The organism is Pseudomonas sp. GW821-FHT05H12, from assembly GCF_059419385.1.
In genome coordinates this window covers 142,320-161,451 of record NZ_JBWKRS010000004.1, presented here as the reverse complement: position 1 = coordinate 161,451, position 19,132 = coordinate 142,320, and the positions used below count along the sequence as shown (strand labels likewise).

Sequence of the window (19,132 nt, the reverse complement as noted above, 5' to 3'; positions counted from 1 at the left end):
TATGAGGTTAGTCACTCAGGGGGAAACTGCCAGTCTGGGCGGGTTCAGCGCTGCGCCATGCCTTTTCGAGATAGCTGGCAGCGCCCTTCTCTATTGGTCAAATCGTGGCGGGCACCCTAAAGTGGGCGACCCTCGAAATACAGAGTGACCTGCATTGGCCGTGCTTTCCCTAATCCGGCGCCTGCTCGGCAAACCCACCGAAGCCTTGGGCACATCGCCGATCCCGGCGTTCTTCCAGGCCAAGGCCGAGCAACAGGGCTACACCCTCAGCGACGGCCAGACCCGGGCAATTGCCGCCCTGGCCCGCGAAACCGGGCACCTGCTCGCTGGCCAGCCTACCCGCAGCCTGTACCTGCACGGCCCGGTAGGGCGTGGCAAAAGCTGGCTGCTGGACGGTTTTTTCCAGGCCCTGCCGATTGCCGAGAAACAGCGCGTGCACTTCCACGCTTTCTTCGCCCAATTGCACCGGGGCATGTTCAAGCACCAGGCCGATGAAGATGCCTTGGGCGTCACCCTGGATGAGCTGCTGGCGGGCTGTCGCGTACTGTGTTTCGACGAGTTCCATGTCCACGACATCGGCGACGCGATGCTCATCAGCCGCTTATTCAAGGCGTTGTTCCAGCGCGGCATACTGGTATTGGTGACATCCAACTACGCGCCCGAAGGGTTGTTGCCCAACCCGCTGTATCACCAGCGGTTCAAGCCAGTGATCGACCTGATCGCCGCGCGCATGGAAGTGTTGGAGGTCAGCTCGCCGCAAGACTTTCGCAGCCTGCCCCAGGCCCACGCGCAGCAGCGCTTCACCAGCGGCCACTACGTATGGCCCGGCAGCGTCGAGCAGCGTGAGGCCCTCGGACTGCCCGCTGCCGATTGCCCGCCACAACCCTTGCCCGTCGGCACCCGCCAGCTGACCTGCCGCAGCCGCCAGGGGCGCACCATCGCCTTTACCTTCAATGACCTGTGCGAGCAGCTCACCGCCGTGATGGATTACCTGCTGCTGTGCCAGGACGTTGACCACTGGATCATCGACGGGCTGCCGCAACTGGCTGACAGCCCGATCGCCGTGCAGCAGCGCTTCATCAACCTGGTCGACGTGCTCTACGACCAGGACAAGCGCCTGACCCTGATCGGCCGACAGCCCCTGGCGGAATCGCTGGAAGGCCAGGCCATCGACCTGGCTCGCACCGCCAGCCGCCTGGGCCAATTGCAATCGGTGAGCCCGCAACACTCGCCCGACCCGGTATCATGAGCGCCATTTACACCCTCTTGCCGAGTGATCGCGCCGTTCATGAATACCCTCGCCCAACTCAAGGCCAGCCAACTGGCCGGCATCAAACGCCTGGACCTGTCCTGCGGGCTGACTGAATTCCCGCCGGAGATCTTCGAACTGGCCGACTCGCTGGAAATCCTCAACCTTACGGGCAACGCCCTGAGCCGCCTGCCCGACGACCTGCACCGCCTCACGCACCTGCGCGTGCTGTTCTGCTCGGACAACGCCTTTACCGAACTGCCGGAGTGCCTGGGCCAGTGCGCCAACTTGAGCATGATCGGCTTCAAGGCCAACGGGATCGCTCACGTGCCCGCCGCTGCGTTGCCGCCGTTGTTGCGCTGGCTGATCCTCACCGATAACCACATCAGCGAACTGCCTGACGAACTGGGCGAGCGGCCCTTGCTGCAAAAACTGATGCTGGCCGGCAACCGGCTGACGGCGCTGCCCCGGAGCCTGGTCAACTGCAAGAACCTGGAACTGCTGCGCATCGCCTCCAACCGCTTTACCCAGTTGCCACAGTGGCTATTGACCCTGCCAAGCCTGACCTGGCTGGCCTACGCGGGCAACCCGGTGGAGATGGCGGTGGACGTGTCGGCCGACGACGCGACGCCGGATATCGCCTGGTCAGAACTGGAACTGGCCGAGGTGCTGGGTGAAGGGGCTTCGGGCGTTATCCGCAAAGCGCTGTGGAAGCCTGCCGCCAAGCCGGTCGCGGTCAAGCTGTACAAAGGCACGATCACCAGCGATGGCTCGCCCCTGCACGAAATGCAGGCCTGCATCGCGGCCGGGCTGCACCCGAACCTGATCAAGGTCGAAGGCCGTGTGGTCGGCCATCCGGACGACGGGGCTGCACTGGTCATGGACCTGATCGACCCAAGCTACCGCAACCTCGCGGCCCTGCCGAGCCTGGCGTCGTGCACCCGCGACATTTATGAGCCGGGTACTCGCTTTAGTCTCGAAGTAGCGCTGCGCATGGCGCGGGGGATTGCTTCGGTGGCGGCCCATCTGCACCGGCACGGCATTACCCACGGCGATCTCTACGGCCATAACATCCTGTGGAATGAAGCCGGTGATTGCCTGCTGGGGGATTTTGGCGCGGCGTCGTTCCATGCCACGGCGGATACCGAGGAAACCCGCGCATTGCAGCGGATCGAGGTCAGGGCGTTCGGGGTGTTGCTGGGGGAATTGTTGGAGCGGGTGGAGACGGGGCCGGTCGATCAAGCGTTGATCACGTTGCAGCAACGCTGCTGCCAGCCCGATGTGCTCGCACGACCAGCCTTCAGCGAAATCGAAACGACGCTGCAAACCGTGTAGGAGCCCGGCTTGCCGGCGATGGCGTCCTCAAGATCGCTATCGCCAGCAAGCCGGGCTCCTACAGGGTGGGGGTATCAGACAAAGAGGTGGTCTGATCAGCCTGCCAGGCCGACGAACATGTCCTGCACGTCGTCATGGTTGTCCAGGCCTTCCAGGAAGGCTTCAACTTCAGCCATCTGCTCGTCGGTCAGGCCGCTCACCGGGTTCTTGGAGATGTAGCCCAACTTGGCCGACAGCACGGTAAAGCCCTGCTCCGGCAGCGCTTTCTGCACGGCGTCGAGGTCAGTGGTCTCGGTGATGAACAGGGTGGTGCCCTCTTCTTCACCGTCTTCAAAATCCTGGGCGCCGGCTTCGATGGCGGCCATTTCCGGGTCGGCGTCCGGGGTGTCCGGCGAGGCTTCGATCAGGCCGACGTGGTTGAAGTCCCAGGCCACGGAGCCGGACGCGCCGAGTTGGCCCTTACGGAAGGCCACGCGGATTTCCGCCACGGTGCGGTTGATGTTGTCGGTCACGCACTCAACGATCAGCGGTACCTGGTGCGGGGCAAACCCTTCGTAGGTCACGCGGTGGTACTGCACGGTTTCACCCAGCAGGCCGGCGCCTTTCTTGATGGCGCGGTCCAGGGTTTCCTTGGGCATCGAGGCCTTCTTGGCCTGCTCCACCACCAGACGCAGGTGGGCGTTGGTGGCGGTGTCGGCGCCGTTGCGGGCGGCGATGGTGATTTCTTTCACCAGCTTGCCAAAGATCTTGCCCTTGGCATTGGCTGCCGCTTCTTTATGTTTGACTTTCCACTGTGCGCCCATGACTCACTCTCTTTTCGTCCATCGCGCCCAAACGTCTACTGGCCGGCGCTTTGGGGGCAGAGTTTATAGCGCAAAAACCCATCGTTCCACCAAAAACCGTCAGGGCGCCAGCTCGAAAAACGCCTGGATCAGACGCAACGATCGACGCCGCTCCATGCAGCCCAGCATGTGCCGGTTCACCAGCCCCTCGCCCTGCAGCGCAACCGCACGCACCCTCGGGTCCTGGCTGACCTCCATCGACGACACCACCCCCACCCCCAGTTCGGCGGCGACGGCTTCGGTCACCGCTTCACGACTGTCCAGCTCCAGCAACACCTTGGGCTGCACCGCGGCCGCCAGGCAGGCGTTGTCGAAAGTGCGCCGGGTGATGGAGCTGGGTTCACGCAGCACCATGATCACCTCGTTTAACTGCTCCAGGCGAATGCCCGCCTTTTCGACCGTCCACGGGTGCCCGGCCGGCACCAGGGCGCAGATCCGCGACTCGCTCAACGGCTGCAGGTGCAAGCCAGTGCGCGGTTCCACTTCGGTGAGCACCGCCACATCGGCATGCTCGGACAACAGCGCCGCCAGGGTTTCCTGGGCATTGCCCAGGCGCAGGTTGACGGTGATGCCGGGGTAGCGCGCACGCAGGCTGGCGATCATCGGCATCACCAGGTGCGGGCCATCGGCGGCCACTTCCAGGCGCCCGGTGAGCAGTTGTCGGTTGGCCTCCAGCAGCGTCTGTGCCTCGTCCACCAACCCAAAGATCGCCCGGGTGATGGCCGCCAGGCGCGTGCCCTCCTCGGTCAACTCCACGCGACGGGCAGTGCGGCGCAGCAGCGGGATCTGGTAGTACTCCTCCAGGGCCTTGATATGCCCGGTCACCGCCGGCTGGCTGATAAACAGCCGCGCTGCCGCACGGGTAAAGCTGCCCTCGCGGGCCACGGCATCGAATGCACGCAATTGGAACAGGTTCATAGCTATCGGCCTCACTGATAGCTCGCATAACAACAAACAATTTGATTGATAACAAGCCAAACTGCAATTTAGGCGCCGTAGATTCAACCCCCGATGCTTTGCGAGGACTTGAGATGACCACTGCCGCGCCGATCCTGCTGACTCCCGGCCCCCTGACCACCTCGAACCGCACACGCCAGGCGATGATGGTGGACTGGGGTTCATGGGACGACCGTTTCAACGCGCTCACCGCCAGCGTCTGCGCCCAACTGCTGGCGATTCTTCACGCCGAAGCCAGCCACCATTGCGTGCCGTTGCAGGGCAGCGGCACCTTCGCCGTCGAAGCGGCCATCGGCACCCTCGTACCGCGCAACGGCAAGGTGCTGGTGCTGATCAATGGCGCGTACGGCAAGCGCCTGGCGAAGATCTGCGAAGTGCTCGGTCGCGACTTCAGCACCTTTGAAACCGCCGAAGACGAACCCACCACCGCCGCCGACGTCGAGCGCCTGTTGCTCGCCGACCACAGCATCACCCACGTTGCGCTGATCCACTGCGAAACCAGCACGGGCATCCTCAACCCGCTGCCGGAAATCGCCCAGGTCGTGAAACAGCACGGCAAGCGCTTGATCATCGACGCCATGAGTTCCTTCGGCGCGCTGGCCATCGACGCCCGCCACGTGCCGTTCGACGCCTTGATCGCCGCCTCGGGCAAGTGCCTGGAAGGTGTGCCGGGCATGGGTTTTGTCTTCGCCGACAAGCAGGCGCTGGCCGTCGCCGAGGGCAACTGTCACTCCCTGGCGATGGACCTGTTCGACCAACACGCCTACATGGCCAAGACCGGTCAGTGGCGGTTCACCCCACCGACCCACGTGGTCGCGGCCCTGCACGAAGCCTTGCTGCAATACCACGAAGAAGGCGGCCTGCCCGCGCGGCACCAGCGGTATGCGAGTAACTGCCAGGCGTTGCTGGACGGCATGGCCGAGCTGGGCTTGCGCAGCTTCCTGCCGGCCGCAATCCAGGCGCCGATCATCGTCACCTTCCACGCCCCCAAAGACCCGCGTTATCAGTTCAAGGACTTCTACGAACGGGTCAAGGCCAAGGGATTCATCCTTTACCCGGGCAAATTGACCCAGGTGGACACCTTCCGCGTGGGCTGCATCGGGCATGTGGATGCGGCCGGGATGCGGGCTGCCGTGGCGGCGATCGCGCAGGCACTGCAAGACATGAACGTGCTCGAACCTGTAGGAGCCGGCTTGCCGGCGATCACAGGCGACGCGGTCTCTCTGTAAAACCTCATTTTCGTTCATCGCTGGCAAGCCAGCTCCTACAGGATTTGTGTATGAACTATCAGAACCCCAATACTCTTCAGGCCGTCATCCTTGACTGGGCCGGCACCGTGGTCGACTTCGGTTCGTTCGCGCCCACCCAGATCTTTGTCGAAGCCTTCGCCGAGTTCGGCGTGCAGGTCTCCATCGAAGAAGCCCGTGGCCCGATGGGCATGGGTAAGTGGGACCACATCCGCACGCTCTGCGATCAGCCGCAGGTTGCCGAGCGCTACCGCCAGGCGTTCGGGCGCACGCCGACCGACGATGATGTGACCGCCATCTACCAGCGCTTCATGCCGCTGCAGATCGAGAAAATCGCCGAGCACTCGGCCCTGATCCCCGGCGCCCTGGACACCATTGCGCGCCTGCGGGTGCAAGGCATCAAGGTGGGTAGCTGCTCCGGCTACCCGAAGCAAGTGATGGACAAGGTCGTCGCCCTGGCCGCCACCAACGGCTACATCGCCGACCATGTGGTGGCTACCGACGAAGTGCCCAACGGTCGCCCTTGGCCGGCCCAGGCACTGGCCAACGTGATTGCCCTGGGCATCGATGATGTGGCGGCGTGCGTCAAGGTTGACGACACCGTGCCAGGCATTCTCGAAGGTCGCCGCGCCGGCATGTGGACCGTGGCCCTAACCTGCTCCGGCAACGCCCTGGGCTTGACTTACGAGCAGTTCCGTGCCCTGGATGCGGCCACCCTGGCCAGCGAGCGCAAGCGCATCGAAGCGCTGTTCGAAGGCTCGCGCCCGCATTACCTGATCGACACCCTCAACGACTTGCCGGCGATCATCACCGATATCAACAAGCGCCTGGCCCGCGGTGAAATGCCGCAAAGCCACTGATAGAGGTCAAAACAACGGCATTCACGCCAGGCAAACCGCTCAAAACCGGCATACAGTTAAAGAACTCCGCCGCCCTAGAGCGGAGGTTTGCCCTGATGAGTGAGGAACCCAGCGATGCCGTGGAAAAACTCCGATACGCGCTACAGCACCATGTCGATCGCGTTGCACTGGTTGATGGTGGTGCTGCTGGCGGTGGTCTACGCCTGCATTGAGTTACGCGGCCAATTCCCCAAAGGCAGTGGCGGGCGAACGTTGATCGTTGAAATGCACTTCATGTTCGGTCTCACCGTGTTTGTGCTGGTGTGGCTGCGCCTGTTTGCCCGCAGCCTGGGGGTTGCGCCGAAGATCGTACCGGCACCGCCACAATGGCAGAGCTTATTGGCCACCCTGATGCATTTCGCGCTGTATGCCTTGATGATCGGCATGCCGATTGCCGGCTGGCTGATCGTCAGCGCCGAGGGGCATTCGGTGATGTTCTATGGCATAGAGTTGCCACCGCTGATCGCCGAGAACAAGGCTCTGGCCAAGCAGATCGAAGGCTGGCACGTGCTCTTCGGCAAGATCGGCTACTGGCTGATCGGGCTGCATGCCCTGGCGGGTATCTTTCATCATTATGTGCTGCGCGATAACACTGCCTTGAGAATGATGCCAGGTGGGAGCGGGCTTGCTCGCGAAGGCAGCGGAACAACCACCAAAACAGTTGACTGATAGACCGCATTCGCGAGCAAGCCTGCTCCCACAGGGGATCTGCGCTAGGCTGCAAAGCCCCGGCGGCCTTGCAGGCCACCGGTGTGCACGAAGATCAGGCGGGTGCCGGGGCTGAAGCGCCCGGCCTCGATCTGATGCTTCAACGCCAGCAACGCCTTGCCGGTGTAGAGCGGCTCCAGCGGCAGGCCGCAGGCGCGTTCGGTGGTATCGATGAAGTCGAGCAGCAGCGGGTCGACCTTGGCAAAGCCTCCTCGGCTGGCGTCCAACAGCTCATAACCACCCCGCACGATGGCGTCGACATTCTGGGCGACACCGTGATCATCGGGCACGGCCATGGCGCCGTATACCAGGTGCGCACCAGCCTCCGCCAGTGCCAACCCCGCCAACGTGGTGCCGGTACCCGCTGCCAGCCACCAGGCGTCGTAATCGTCCCAGCCGAGCGCCGCCAATTGCCCGCGCACCTGCTCAACCAGCACCGCGCACCCCGCTGCACCCGCCTGCCCACCGCCGCCTTCGGGCACGGGGTGAAAATCCGGGTACTGCTCCTGCCAAGGCGCCCAGAAACCCGGCGCATGGCGCGCGCGATAACCGCCATAACCGAGCCAATGCAATTGCATGCCGAACGTTTTCAGGTCGAGAACCGTGGGAGTGTCTTGCGGGTGGCCGCGCAGCAGGCCGACGGTGGGAAACCCAAAGCGTTTCCCCGCCGCCGCCACGGCGTGCAGATGATTGGAGTAAGCGCCGCCCAGGCTGATAAGCCCGCTGGCGGCTTGCGCCTGGGCCAGGTGCCCCGTGAGCTTGAACCACTTGTTGCCGCTGATCAGCGGGTCGATACGGTCCAGGCGCAGCACCGCCAACTCGACACCTTTCAGCCAGTCCAACGGCAAAGGTTCAAGGGGTGCCTGGGGAAGCCAATCGAACGGGCCCATCGGCAAATATCTGCATGAAAAAAGGGACGGTAGTCTAACACCGTCCCTTTTCCGCTTTTACAGCTCGGCGGCGAGGCGCGAGCCCTGGTTGATGGCGCGCTTGGCGTCCAGCTCGGCGGCCACGTCGGCACCGCCGATCAGGTGCACATTCTGGCCGGCGGCGACCAGGCCGTCCTGCAGCTCACGCAGCGGGTCCTGGCCGGCGCAGATGATGATGTTGTCCACCGCCAGCACCTGGGGCTCGCCCTCGGCACCGATGCGGATGTGCAGGCCTTTGTCGTCGATCTTCAGGTATTCGACACTGTTGAGCATCTGCACCTGTTTGTTCTTGAGGCCGGTGCGATGAATCCAGCCGGTGGTCTTGCCCAGGCCGTCGCCCACCTTGGAGGTCTTGCGTTGCAGCAGGAACACTTCTCGCGCCGGTGCGTGCGGCTGCGGCTTGATGCCGGCCACGCCGCCACGAGCCTGCAGCTGGGTGTCGATGCCCCACTCTTTCCAGAACGCGTCACGGTCCAGGCTGGTAGAGACGCCCTGATGCACGAGGAATTCCGACACGTCAAAACCGATACCGCCAGCACCGATCACGGCCACGCGCTTGCCCACGGGCTTGCGCTCCAGGATCACGTCCAGGTAGCTCAACACCTTGGCGTTCTCGATACCCGGGATCGCCGGCGTGCGCGGGGCAATACCGGTGGCCAGGATGATTTCGTCATAGCCGCCGGCCGCCAATTGCGCCACATCCACGCGGGTGTTTAGGCACAGCTCGACGTGGGTGGTCTGCAACTTGCGCTTGAAATACCGCAGGGTTTCAAAGAACTCTTCCTTGCCCGGCACGCGCTTGGCGATGTTGAACTGGCCGCCGATTTCGCTGGCCGAATCGAACAACGTCACCTGGTGGCCACGCTCCGCCGCTACCGTGGCTGCCGCCAAGCCCGCAGGCCCAGCGCCGACCACCGCGATTTTCTTGATCTGCTTGACCGGCAGGTAGTTCAGCTCGGTTTCGTAGCACGCCCTCGGGTTGACCAGGCAAGTGGTCAGCTTGCCGCCGAAGGTGTGGTCCAGGCAGGCCTGGTTGCAGCCGATGCACGTGTTGATTTCATCGGCACGTCCGGCCGCCGCCTTGTTGACGAACTCCGGGTCGGCGAGGAACGGCCGCGCCATGGACACCATGTCGGCGTCGCCCTCGGCCAGGATCTGCTCGGCGATTTCCGGGGTGTTGATGCGGTTGGTGGTGATCAACGGGATCTGCACCGCACCGCGCAACTTGGCGGTGACTTTGCTGAACGCGCCACGCGGCACCTTGGTGGCGATGGTCGGGATTCGCGCTTCGTGCCAGCCGATACCGGTGTTGATGATCGTCGCGCCCGCGCCCTCGATGGCCTTGGCCAACTGCACAATCTCTTCCCAGGTGCTGCCACCTTCCACCAGGTCGAGCATCGACAGGCGGAAAATGATGATGAAGTTCGGGCCCACGGCCTCGCGCACACGGCGCACGATTTCCACCGCCAGGCGCATGCGGTTTTCGTAGCTGCCGCCCCAACGGTCGGTGCGATGGTTGGTGTGGGCGGCGAGGAACTGGTTAATGAAGTAGCCTTCGGAGCCCATGATTTCGACGCCGTCGTACTCGGCCACCTGGGCCAGCAACGAGCAGGTGACGAAATCCTGGATCTGCTTCTCGATGCCCTCCTCGTCCAGCTCCTTGGGCTTGAACGGGTTGATCGGCGCCTGGATCGCGCTCGGCGCCACCTGCTTGGGGCTGTAGGCATAACGGCCGGCGTGGAGGATCTGCATGCAGATCTTGCCGCCCGCCTCGTGCACCGCTTGGGTCACGATCTTGTGCTTCTGTGCTTCTTCGTCGGTGGTGAGCTTGGCCGCACCGGCGTACACACCGCCTTCATCGTTCGGGCCAATGCCACCGGTGACCATCAGGCCGACACCGCCACGGGCGCGCTCGGCAAAGTAGGCGGCCATGCGTTCGAAACCACCGGGTTTTTCTTCCAGGCCGGTGTGCATCGAGCCCATCAGGGTACGGTTGCGCAGGGTGGTGAAACCCAGGTCCAACGGGGCCAACAGGTGCGGGTAGGCAGCAGCGCTCATGGTACAGCTCCACAACGGATCATCACGGGACGTGACAGGCTCGAATGGCCTGCCATCGGTTTATGTCCCACAGACTAAGAGGCGCTGGACGACGGCTCAATGACCGAAACTCACAAGTTATTGATCCAAATGCACAGCGCCCCTTGGCAAGCCCCGCCATGGGCCCTACCCTAGTCGGCGAACCCTATACACGGTCTGTTGTCTGTTGCCCCATGCGTAAACTTCTTGCCTTCACCGTCACCATGGCCCTGGTTGCCGCCGTCGCCGCGTATCTGGTCTGGACCCAGGAGCGCCCCGTGGCGCATTACCTGTCGGACCTGCGCATTACCCTGGCCATCAACGAAGGCCTGCCGGCCGATCGGGGCAACTTGCTGGGTATCCAGCCGGAGCTGTTCCCGGCCGACTACCAGAGCCTTGAACGCCTGCACCTGAAGCTCGCGGCCTATCTGCAAAAGGCCCGGGACCAGGGGTTGATCAATCAGAAAACCATCGTGGTGCTGCCCGAGCACATCGGCACCTGGCTGATGCTCAGCGGCGAGAAAAACGAGCTGTACCAGGCCACCCACCTTAAAGATGCAATGAACTGGCTGTCGGCCAGCAACCCGTTCCTGTTTGCCCGTGCCTGGATCGGCGCCACCGGCGATAACCGTACCGACGACGCCTACTTGCGCATGAAAGCCAAGGGCATGGCCCGCGACTACCAGGCGCTGTTCGGCGGCCTGGCCAAAGAATTTGGTGTGACCCTGGTGGCGGGCTCCATCGCCCTGCCCAACCCGAGCGTTCAAGACGGCCAACTGCATGTGGGCCACGGCGCGCTGTACAACGCCAGCCTGGTGTTCGGTACCAACGGCCTGCCCGTTGGCCAGCCGCAGCGCCAGTTCTACCCGATCTACGACGAGCGCGGGTTTATCGAACCGGGAGATGAAAACATCGTCAGCGTGGTGGATACCCCGGCCGGTCGCCTGGGCGTGTTGATTGGCAGCGACAGCTGGTACCCGGACAACTACCGCAAACTCAATGAGCAAGGCGCACAATTGGTGGCAGTGCCGGCGTTCGTCACCGGCCGCGACACCTGGGATCGCCCGTGGCGCGGCTTTAAAAGTGTCTCGACGCCGACTGAAATCAGCCTCAAGCCCGAAGAACTCAGCGAAGGCGAAGCGTGGCGCCGCCTGACCCTGATCAGCCAACAGCCGGTCAGCCAGGCCACCGCCGGCATGAGCGTGTTCCTGCGCGGGCAATTCTGGGATTTGGGCACTGCCGGACACAGTTTCCTCAGCAGCAACGGGCAAGTCACCGCCGACAGCGGCACCCGTGGCGCACGCTTGTTGAATATCTGGTTGTGACACCGTGAAGCCCGTACGCCTGGGGGATCTGTCGGTCGGCTTCGTGCAAGCGCTGGCCGATGCCATCCACAGCCATGGCCTGGACCCGCAACCGCTGCTGCTGCAATACGGCCTCGACCCGGCGCGTCTCGCCGAAGCCGGTGCGCGGTTGTCGATCCCGCGCTACATGCGCCTGGGCCACGCGGCTATCCAGCTCACCGGCGCGCCCAGCCTGGGCTTGCGCATGGGCCAGCTCAGCCGCCTGAGCCAGGCTGGCCTCGCGGGTGTGACGGCCGCCCAGGCGCCCAACGTGCGGGAAGCGGCGCGCACCCTGACCCGTTTCGAAGCGTTGTACGGTTCCAACTATCGCGGGCAGTCGAGCTTTCATGAGGACGCCGAAGGCGCCTGGCTGCGCTTCTATTCCATCAGCCCCTACAACGCCTACAACCGCTTTGTGGTGGACTCGATCATCGCCGGCTGGCTGCACCAATTGTCGAGCCTGGCCCAGCAGCCGGTGCAGGCACAACGCATTGATATCGAGTTCGAAGCGCCGGACTACAGCGAAGACTACAGCGTGCTGGGCGATGGCCCGTTGCACTTTGGCGCCGAGGCCAACCAACTGCGCCTCAGCCAGCACACCCTGGCCCTGCGCAATCCCCAGCACTGCCCCAGTACCTGGCAGATGCTGCTGCAATTATGTGAACGGGAATTGGAACAGTTGACCCGCACCCGCAGCCTGCGCGAGCGCATTACCCGGTTGCTCGGGCCGATGCTCAATGGCGGCCGGGAACCCGACCTGGAAGAAGTGGCGGCACGCTTGAAGCTGCCAACCTGGACGCTGCGCCGCAAACTGGCCGAAGAAGGCACTCAGTTTCGCGCGATTCTCAACGATACCCGCCGCGATTTGGCCATGACCTACATTCGCGACACGGAACTGGCGTTCGGCGAGATCGCCTACTTGCTCGGTTTTGCCTCGGCCCAGGCGTTTCAACGGGCGTTCAGGCGGTGGAACAACCAGACCCCAGGGGAATTTCGCCGCAGTCAGCGGCATTCCGCCTGAAGTCGGTCTTACAGCTCGGTGGCGTCGTCGGCTGGATCCAGTGGATCCATTTCAAACGCGTGGTACTCCAGCAGCTCTTCTTGGTAATCGTCCATGGTGGACTCCTTTTCAGGTAGAAAGCGGTTGCAGATAAATGACCTGCAAACCCAGCCTAAAGTGCCGTGATGACGAAAAAATGTCGACGCCATGACGTTCCTGCACTTGCAGAATAAACGTAGCAGCGTTGCGACGATTTAGCACCTCGGATTTGAGCGACTTTTGCAATAATTGCAATTGCAATTATACGGATATTTCCATTAGGGTATGGGCTTTCGCCATCAGGGGGCTCGACCCATGCCCGCTTCAACCGCGCTTTCGGCGCTGCTCTGCATCGATGCATTGAAGGCTGCCGGGCAGCCGCGCTGCTCACCGCTGTCTACCGTCATGGCGATGGCCCATACGTTGGAGTCCAGCCGTCATGCCTGGGTGATTCGCGGCCAGTCACACTCGCGCCGTGCAAACAGTTGGCCGGTTTGGTTCGCACGCAACACCGCGGAAAAGCCGCTGTTGTACCTGCACAGTGCAGCGTCTTCTGCGCAATTGTGTGCACTCTCGGACCAGACGGCGCGACGCGGCATCCTGTGCAATAGCATCGAGAACCAGCCCTCGACCTGGCCCAAAGGCGCACAACCTTCACTGCCGTTGTGGCTCGCCACCCATCCCCACTGCACCCCGTATGACCCGGCTTGCGCAGAAGAAGCCCGCGCGATTGTGCTCGAAGGTCTGCGCCGGCTGTATGTCGACGGCATGCCCGGTTTTTACTACCTGACGCTGCATGACCATGAGAACCCCATGCCGCTCAATACCCGGCAGCGCAAGCACGCACTCAAGGGGATGTACCGGATCACGCCTTACGGCCCGGCCGACGTGCGACTGCTCGGCGCCGGCCGGGCGCTGGAAGCAGTGCTGCACGCTGCGCAATTGCTGGAACAGGACTGGAATATTTCAGCCCAGGTGTGGAGTTGCCCTAGCTATACCCGCCTGGCCCGTGAAGCGGCGGCGGCCGAACGGTGGGACCGCTTGCACCCTACAGCGCCCAGGCAGGGCTGCCATTTGCGCGATTGCCTGGGCGACAGCCAGGCCCCAGTGATTGCCGTGACCGGCTACCCGCAGGCGATTGTCGATCAGTTGGCGGGGTATGTGAGTGCCAGGTTTGTCGCACTGGGTGCGGGGACGGTGCAGGCGTCAGCGCCGAGCCGGTATTGGATCGTGGTGTCGGCGCTCAAAGCGCTGGCGGATGAAGGGTGTATTGATCTTCATCAGGTGGAAACAGCGATGGCCCTGTACCCACTCGAATGAACTGGAGTGCGGTTAATTGTGGGAGCTGGCTTGCCTGCGATAGCGGTGCATCAGCCAAGAATGTGTTGACTAACAGTCCGCTATCGCAGGCAAGCCAGCTCCCACAATGGATCTCCACAGAGGTCAGGGTTTGCGTCGGCTGCGGGGCTGTATACCCGCCTCCATCGCCAATCCCGCCGTGCGCTCCAGGGTGTCGGCAAACAATTGGCGCTGCTCCGGCTCGATCTGCGAGAGGAACAGTTCATCCACTGTGCTTTCGTAGATCTTCCACATCTTTTTGCGCAACACCCGGCCCGCGTCGGTGATCGAGGCAAACGCCGCACGGCCATCACCCTCGGAACGCGAACGCACCACCAGGCCGTCCTTTTCCAGGCGGTCTACCAACCGGGTCAGGTTGTAGCGCTCGATCGCCAGCACATCGGCCAACTCGTGCATGCGGCGGGTGCCGTCGGGGCCGCTTTCCAGGCCCCACAAGGCGTCATACCAGGCATAGGGCGGCAGGTCCGCCTCGGCCAGGCGGCGTTCAATTTCACGGATGACCGTCCTGTGGGCCCTGACAAAACGGAACCAGACATCAGGCTCTTTCGACGACATGCAACACCATCCGGGGGTTTTCAAGAAGGTTGCAATAGTACCTCATCCCACGCTAGATTCTGGCATGTAGTTGCAATTGCAATTACTTTTGTAGCACTCCCACAAAGAGCCTGCCGCTTGAAATCTGCCTACCCTGGAGCCGCACATGACCACGAATCACGCAGTAAGACCGGACAACGATCCGCAGGAAACCCGCGAATGGCTGGAGTCCATCGAATCGGTGCTGTCCACCGAAGGCCGCCCCCGCGCGCACTACCTGATTGATCAGTTGCTGGATTTCGACGTAGCGCGGCATGGCGACTTCCACGGGCGGGTGACCACACCCTACGTCAACACCCTCCCGCTCGAACGCCAGCTGCCCTACCCCGGTAACCTGTCCATCGAACGCCGTACCAACGCGTTTATCCGCTGGAACGCCATGGCCATGGTGCTGCGCGCCGGCAAACACTCAGGCGTGGGTGGGCATATCGCGACCTACGCGTCAGCCGCCGTGCTGTACGACGTAGGTTTTGACCACTTTTTCCGTGGTCGTACTGACACTTTCGACGGCGACCTGGTGTACATCCAGGGCCACTCATCCCCAGGCATTTACGGTCGCGCCTACCTCGAGGGCCGCATCAGCGAAGCCCAACTGGACAACTTCCGCCGCGAAGCCAGTGGCGAGGGCTTGTCGTCCTACCCTCACCCTCGGCTGATGCCGGACTTCTGGCAATTCCCCACTGTGTCCATGGGCCTGGGGCCGATCACCGCGGCCTACCAGGCGCGCTTTATGCGCTACCTGGAACTACGCGCACTCAAGCAGCACCAAGGGCGCAAGGTGTGGGCCTTCCTCGGTGATGGTGAAATGGACCAGCCGGAATCCCTGGCCGCCATCTCCCTGGCCGGGCGCGAGAAACTCGACAACCTGATCTTCGTGGTCAACTGCAACCTGCAACGCCTGGACGGCCCCGTGCGCGGCAATGCCAAGGTGATCCAGGAGTTCGAAAGCCTGTACCGCGCCGCCGGCTGGAATGTGATCAAGGTGATCTGGGGCGGCGGTTGGGATGCGCTGTTGGAAAAGGACAAGAGCGGCCTGCTGCGCCAACGCATGATGGAGTGCGTCGACGGCGATTATCAGAACTACAAGTCGCAGAACGGCGCCTACGTGCGCGAACATTTCTTCGGCAAATACCCGGAGTTGCTGGCACTGGTCGCCGATATGTCCGACGACGATATCTGGAAACTCTCACGGGGCGGGCATGACCCGGACAAGGTCTACAACGCCTACGCGGCCGCCATGCGCCACAAAGGCCAGCCGACGGTGATCCTGGCGAAGACAGTCAAGGGCTTCGGCATGGGCGAAGCCGGCGAAGGCCAGAACATCAACCATCAGCTCAAGAAGATGGGCGCCGACGCCGTCAGGGCCTTTCGCGATCGCTTCGACCTGGACGTGGCCGACGACCAGCTCGACCAGATTCCCTACCTCAAGCCAGCGCCCGACAGCGAAGAGGCGCGCTACTTCGCGGCACGCCGCCAGGCGTTGGGCGGCTACGTACCGGCGCGTCACAGCGTCGTCGAGCCGTTGCAGATTCCCGAACTGAGCGCTTTCGCCACCCAGCTCAAGGACACCGGCGAGCGCGCGATCTCCACCACCATGGCGTTTGTGCGCATCCTCGGCACTCTGCTCAAGGACCCGAACCTGGGCAAGCTGATCGTGCCCATCGTGCCGGACGAATCGCGCACCTTCGGCATGGAAAGCCTGTTCCGCCAGATCGGCATCCATTCTGCCGTCGGTCAGCTCTACACCCCACAAGACGCCGGGCAACTGAGCTACTACAAAGAGAGCAAAGACGGGCAGATCATGCAGGAAGGCCTGAATGAGTCAGGCGCCATTTCTTCCTGGATTGCGGCCAGTACGTCCTACAGCAACCACGGCCTGATGACCGTGCCGTTCTACATTTTCTATTCGATGTTCGGCTTCCAGCGTGTCGGCGACCTGGCCTGGGCAGCCGGTGACGCACGGGCCCGTGGCTTCCTGCTGGGGGCCACGGCCGGGCGTACCACGCTGATGGGCGAAGGCTTGCAGCATGACGACGGCCACAGCCATATCCTGTCGTCGGTGATTCCGTGTTGCGTGTCGTATGACCCGACCTTTGCCTACGAGTTGGCGGTGATCATTCGCGAAGGCATGCGGCGCATGTATGTCGAGCAGGAGGACATTTACTACTACATCACCCTGCTCAACGAGAACTACCCACACCCGGCCATGCCCGAAGGTGTCGAGGAAGGGATTCTCAAGGGTATGTACCGGCTAACGGCCAGCGAACAGCCACAGGTGCAGTTGATGGGCAGCGGTTCGATTCTGCGGGAGGTGATCGCCGCCGCCGAATTGCTCGATAAGGATTTTGCCGTACGCAGCAACGTGTGGAGTGTGACCAGCCTCACCGAGTTACGCCGTGACGGGCACCAGGTGGAACGCTGGAACCTGCTGCACCCGCACAGCGATCCGCGCGTGAGTTACGTGGAGCAGTGCCTGGCCGACCAGGCTGGGCCGGTGGTGGTGGCGACTGACTACATGAAGTTGTTCGCTGACCAGATTCGCCCGTTCGTCAGCGGCCGCCGGTTTGTGGCGCTGGGCACCGACGGTTTCGGGCAATCGGACACACGGGAAACCTTGCGTGCGTTCTTTGAAGTGGACCGGCACTTCATCGTGCTGGCGGCGCTGAAGGCGCTGGCGGATGACGGCGTGATCGGCCGCGAGAAGGTCGGGGAAGCCATCAGCCGCTACGGGATCGACGTCGACAAGGCCGACCCCGTAGCGGTCTGAGTCACTGCGCAGGCGTTGGCAGGGGCGGAATCGCTTCTGTCGGCGCCGGCAGGCTTGGATTGGTCGGCGCGGGTGCCGGTGCAGGCTCTTCGTGGGGCACAACCGGTGCCGGCTCGGCAGGCGGCACCACCGGCTCGGACGCAGCAGGCGCAGCCGGCGCGGCCGGTTCTTCCTTCGGCGCCTCGACCTTCTCGGCAACCGGGGCAGCCTTGGGCTCTGGTACACCCAAGTCAGCCTTGGGCTTCTCGGGAATATGTTCGGCCTGCTTCACTTCCTGCGGCAGGAACACATCCACCAGTGCAAAGTAACGCTCGTAGAACTTCGGCGCGGAGACGGTCTCGCTCGCCACTTTCACCATGGAGTCATCGGTAGAACCGATCGGCATCGACACCGACCCCAACACACCGACGCCCAGGCTCGCGGAGTTGTTGACCTTCTTCAGGGCATAGCGGTCCTGCAAGGCGTTGGCAAACATCGTCGAGTGATTGTTGCCCTTGCCATCATTGGCGCACACCACGTTGAAGCTGATCTGCATGTGAGTTTCGCCAGTCTGCTGGAAGCTCTTGTTACCCACCACCAACTTCGGATCGCTGCTGGTGATGATGTAGCCCTGGCTCAACAACGCACGACGCGCCGCTTCACAGGCAGCCGCATCGCTGACCGGGTAATCACGGGAGAACGTGCCGGAGTCGTCGAAATTCTCATGTTCATAAATAGCGGTCTTGGGTGACGAGCAGCCCGCGGCGCCCGCCAGCACCAGCGCCAACCCGAGGTTACGCAAGTGAAATGATGTCGACATCGAAAATCCTGAGAAAAACAGTCCGGGCGGTATTGTGCAACAGAACGAGGCCTTGGCGCGCGGATTCCTGTCGGTAAAACGTCACAGACCTACGCACCGGTGCCTGCAGGAAAAAGCCCTGCGCACATATGATCAATAAACACGCGCAGTTTGACCGAGGCATGACGGCTGGAGGGCCAGAGCATCCAGAAACTGCCGCGATGCTCCAGGTAATCGTCCAGTACCCGCTGCAGGCGCCCGTCGGCCACGGCCTGCTTGACCATGTAGTCCGGCAGGCAGGCGATGCCCAAGCCTTCGTGTACGACATGGTTGAGTGACTCGATGGTGGTGCTGACCAACGGCGTGCGCAACACCGGTTCGGCGGCGCCGGGGTCGAGCCGCAAGGGCCAGGGCTCCAGTTTGCCCGTCGCGCAGAACTTGTGGCGCAAGCAGGCATGGCGGTTCAAATCCTGGGGCTGCTGCGGCGTGCCGCACTCGCGAAAGTAGGCCGGGGTGCCCACCAGCACCAGTTGATAATGCCCCAGATGACGGGCCATCAGCCGGGAGTCTTCGGGCTTGCCGGTGCGAATCACCGCGTCGAACCCTTCCTCGATCACGTCCACCATGCGGTCAGAGAAATCCACATCCAGTTCGATCTCCGGATAGGCGCGCATGAAATCGCTGAGTACCGGCATCAACAGGCCGCGCACTTGCGGCACGCTGATGCGCAATTTGCCGCGGGGTGTGGCGCTGGCCTCCGTGAGCTCGCGCTCGGCAGCCTCGACTTCGGCCAGGATGCGCCGCGAGCGCTCCAGGAACAACGTGCCCTCCCCGGTCAGGGTGATGCTGCGCGTGCTGCGGTGAAACAAACGCACGCCCAGGCGCTCTTCCATACGCGCGATGGTTTTGCCGATGGCCGAGGACGACACACCCAGCACACGCCCGGCGACGGTAAAACTGCGAGTCTCGGCCACCTGCACGAAGACCGAAAGGCTGCCCAGACTGTCCAT

General features: G+C 62.9%; 17 protein-coding genes. 9 read left to right on the top strand and 8 right to left on the bottom strand.

Annotated features, from left to right (window positions below; translation table 11 throughout):
* Nucleotides 1–154 precede the first annotated feature (154 nt).
* Nucleotides 155–1,249, top strand: coding sequence for a cell division protein ZapE (gene zapE / locus AC07SU_RS05260; protein ID WP_494996416.1), 1,095 nt, complete (start codon nt 155–157; stop codon nt 1,247–1,249).
* A 39-nt stretch (nt 1,250–1,288) separates the two neighbouring features.
* Nucleotides 1,289–2,584 (top strand): protein kinase, encoded by a 1,296-nt coding sequence (locus AC07SU_RS05255; protein ID WP_494996415.1) that lies wholly within the window; start codon nt 1,289–1,291, stop codon nt 2,582–2,584.
* A 95-nt stretch (nt 2,585–2,679) separates the two neighbouring features.
* On the opposite strand, the gene AC07SU_RS05250 is transcribed toward AC07SU_RS05255, so the two are convergent.
* Together AC07SU_RS05250 and AC07SU_RS05245 are read right to left on the bottom strand one after the other, a co-directional pair.
* The gene (locus AC07SU_RS05250) at nt 2,680–3,387 is read right to left on the bottom strand and encodes a YebC/PmpR family DNA-binding transcriptional regulator (protein ID WP_131698122.1); all 708 of its coding nucleotides are present in this window, start codon (nt 3,385–3,387) and stop codon (nt 2,680–2,682) included.
* Between the two features lie 99 nt (nt 3,388–3,486).
* Nucleotides 3,487–4,344, bottom strand: a complete 858-nt coding sequence (locus tag AC07SU_RS05245) for a LysR substrate-binding domain-containing protein (protein WP_494996414.1) — start codon at nt 4,342–4,344, stop codon at nt 3,487–3,489.
* 113 nt (nt 4,345–4,457) lie between these two features.
* On the opposite strand from AC07SU_RS05245, the gene AC07SU_RS05240 reads away from it, so the two are divergent.
* The 3 genes from AC07SU_RS05240 (at nt 4,458) to AC07SU_RS05230 (ending at nt 7,198) form a co-directional block, all read left to right on the top strand.
* On the top strand, nt 4,458–5,612 hold the full coding sequence (locus tag AC07SU_RS05240) for a 2-aminoethylphosphonate--pyruvate transaminase (protein ID WP_494996413.1): 1,155 nt from the start codon (nt 4,458–4,460) through the stop codon (nt 5,610–5,612).
* Between the two features lie 50 nt (nt 5,613–5,662).
* The gene (phnX, locus tag AC07SU_RS05235; RefSeq protein ID WP_176998886.1) at nt 5,663–6,490 is read left to right on the top strand and encodes a phosphonoacetaldehyde hydrolase; all 828 of its coding nucleotides are present in this window, start codon (nt 5,663–5,665) and stop codon (nt 6,488–6,490) included.
* 114 nt (nt 6,491–6,604) lie between these two features.
* Nucleotides 6,605–7,198: a cytochrome b gene (locus AC07SU_RS05230; RefSeq protein WP_176998887.1), complete on the top strand. Its 594-nt coding sequence runs from the start codon at nt 6,605–6,607 to the stop codon at nt 7,196–7,198.
* 44 nt (nt 7,199–7,242) lie between these two features.
* On the opposite strand, the gene AC07SU_RS05225 is transcribed toward AC07SU_RS05230, so the two are convergent.
* On the bottom strand, nt 7,243–8,127 hold the full coding sequence (locus AC07SU_RS05225) for a 1-aminocyclopropane-1-carboxylate deaminase/D-cysteine desulfhydrase (protein WP_494996412.1): 885 nt from the start codon (nt 8,125–8,127) through the stop codon (nt 7,243–7,245).
* 57 nt (nt 8,128–8,184) lie between these two features.
* Nucleotides 8,185–10,224, bottom strand: coding sequence for an oxidoreductase (locus AC07SU_RS05220; RefSeq protein ID WP_494996411.1), 2,040 nt, complete (start codon nt 10,222–10,224; stop codon nt 8,185–8,187).
* A 212-nt stretch (nt 10,225–10,436) separates the two neighbouring features.
* Between AC07SU_RS05220 and AC07SU_RS05215 the strand changes: the two genes are divergently transcribed.
* Together AC07SU_RS05215 and AC07SU_RS05210 are read left to right on the top strand one after the other, a co-directional pair.
* Nucleotides 10,437–11,567, top strand: coding sequence for a carbon-nitrogen hydrolase family protein (locus AC07SU_RS05215; RefSeq protein ID WP_494996410.1), 1,131 nt, complete (start codon nt 10,437–10,439; stop codon nt 11,565–11,567).
* Between the two features lie 4 nt (nt 11,568–11,571).
* On the top strand, nt 11,572–12,606 hold the full coding sequence (locus AC07SU_RS05210) for an AraC family transcriptional regulator (protein WP_176998891.1): 1,035 nt from the start codon (nt 11,572–11,574) through the stop codon (nt 12,604–12,606).
* An 8-nt stretch (nt 12,607–12,614) separates the two neighbouring features.
* Here AC07SU_RS05210 and AC07SU_RS05205 read toward each other — a convergent pair whose 3' ends face one another.
* Nucleotides 12,615–12,794, bottom strand: coding sequence for a hypothetical protein (locus tag AC07SU_RS05205; RefSeq protein ID WP_494996409.1), 180 nt, complete (start codon nt 12,792–12,794; stop codon nt 12,615–12,617).
* A 145-nt stretch (nt 12,795–12,939) separates the two neighbouring features.
* On the opposite strand from AC07SU_RS05205, the gene AC07SU_RS05200 reads away from it, so the two are divergent.
* Complete coding sequence (locus AC07SU_RS05200; RefSeq protein ID WP_494996408.1) at nt 12,940–13,944, top strand: transketolase-like TK C-terminal-containing protein; 1,005 nt, start codon at nt 12,940–12,942, stop codon at nt 13,942–13,944.
* A 123-nt stretch (nt 13,945–14,067) separates the two neighbouring features.
* On the opposite strand, the gene AC07SU_RS05195 is transcribed toward AC07SU_RS05200, so the two are convergent.
* Nucleotides 14,068–14,538 carry a MarR family winged helix-turn-helix transcriptional regulator gene (locus AC07SU_RS05195; RefSeq protein WP_176998893.1) on the bottom strand — a complete coding sequence of 157 codons (471 nt, stop codon included), beginning with the start codon at nt 14,536–14,538 and terminating at the stop codon, nt 14,068–14,070.
* Between the two features lie 145 nt (nt 14,539–14,683).
* Here AC07SU_RS05195 and aceE point away from each other — a divergent pair, with 145 nt between their 5' ends.
* Nucleotides 14,684–17,344, top strand: coding sequence for a pyruvate dehydrogenase (acetyl-transferring), homodimeric type (aceE, locus tag AC07SU_RS05190; RefSeq protein WP_494996407.1), 2,661 nt, complete (start codon nt 14,684–14,686; stop codon nt 17,342–17,344).
* Between the two features lies 1 nt (nt 17,345).
* On the opposite strand, the gene AC07SU_RS05185 is transcribed toward aceE, so the two are convergent.
* Together AC07SU_RS05185 and AC07SU_RS05180 are read right to left on the bottom strand one after the other, a co-directional pair.
* Nucleotides 17,346–18,143, bottom strand: a complete 798-nt coding sequence (locus AC07SU_RS05185) for a DUF2242 domain-containing protein (RefSeq protein WP_259175321.1) — start codon at nt 18,141–18,143, stop codon at nt 17,346–17,348.
* Nucleotides 18,144–18,232: 89 nt separating this feature from the next.
* A complete protein-coding gene (locus AC07SU_RS05180; RefSeq protein ID WP_494996406.1) occupies nt 18,233–19,132 on the bottom strand; it encodes a LysR family transcriptional regulator in 900 nt (299 codons plus the stop codon).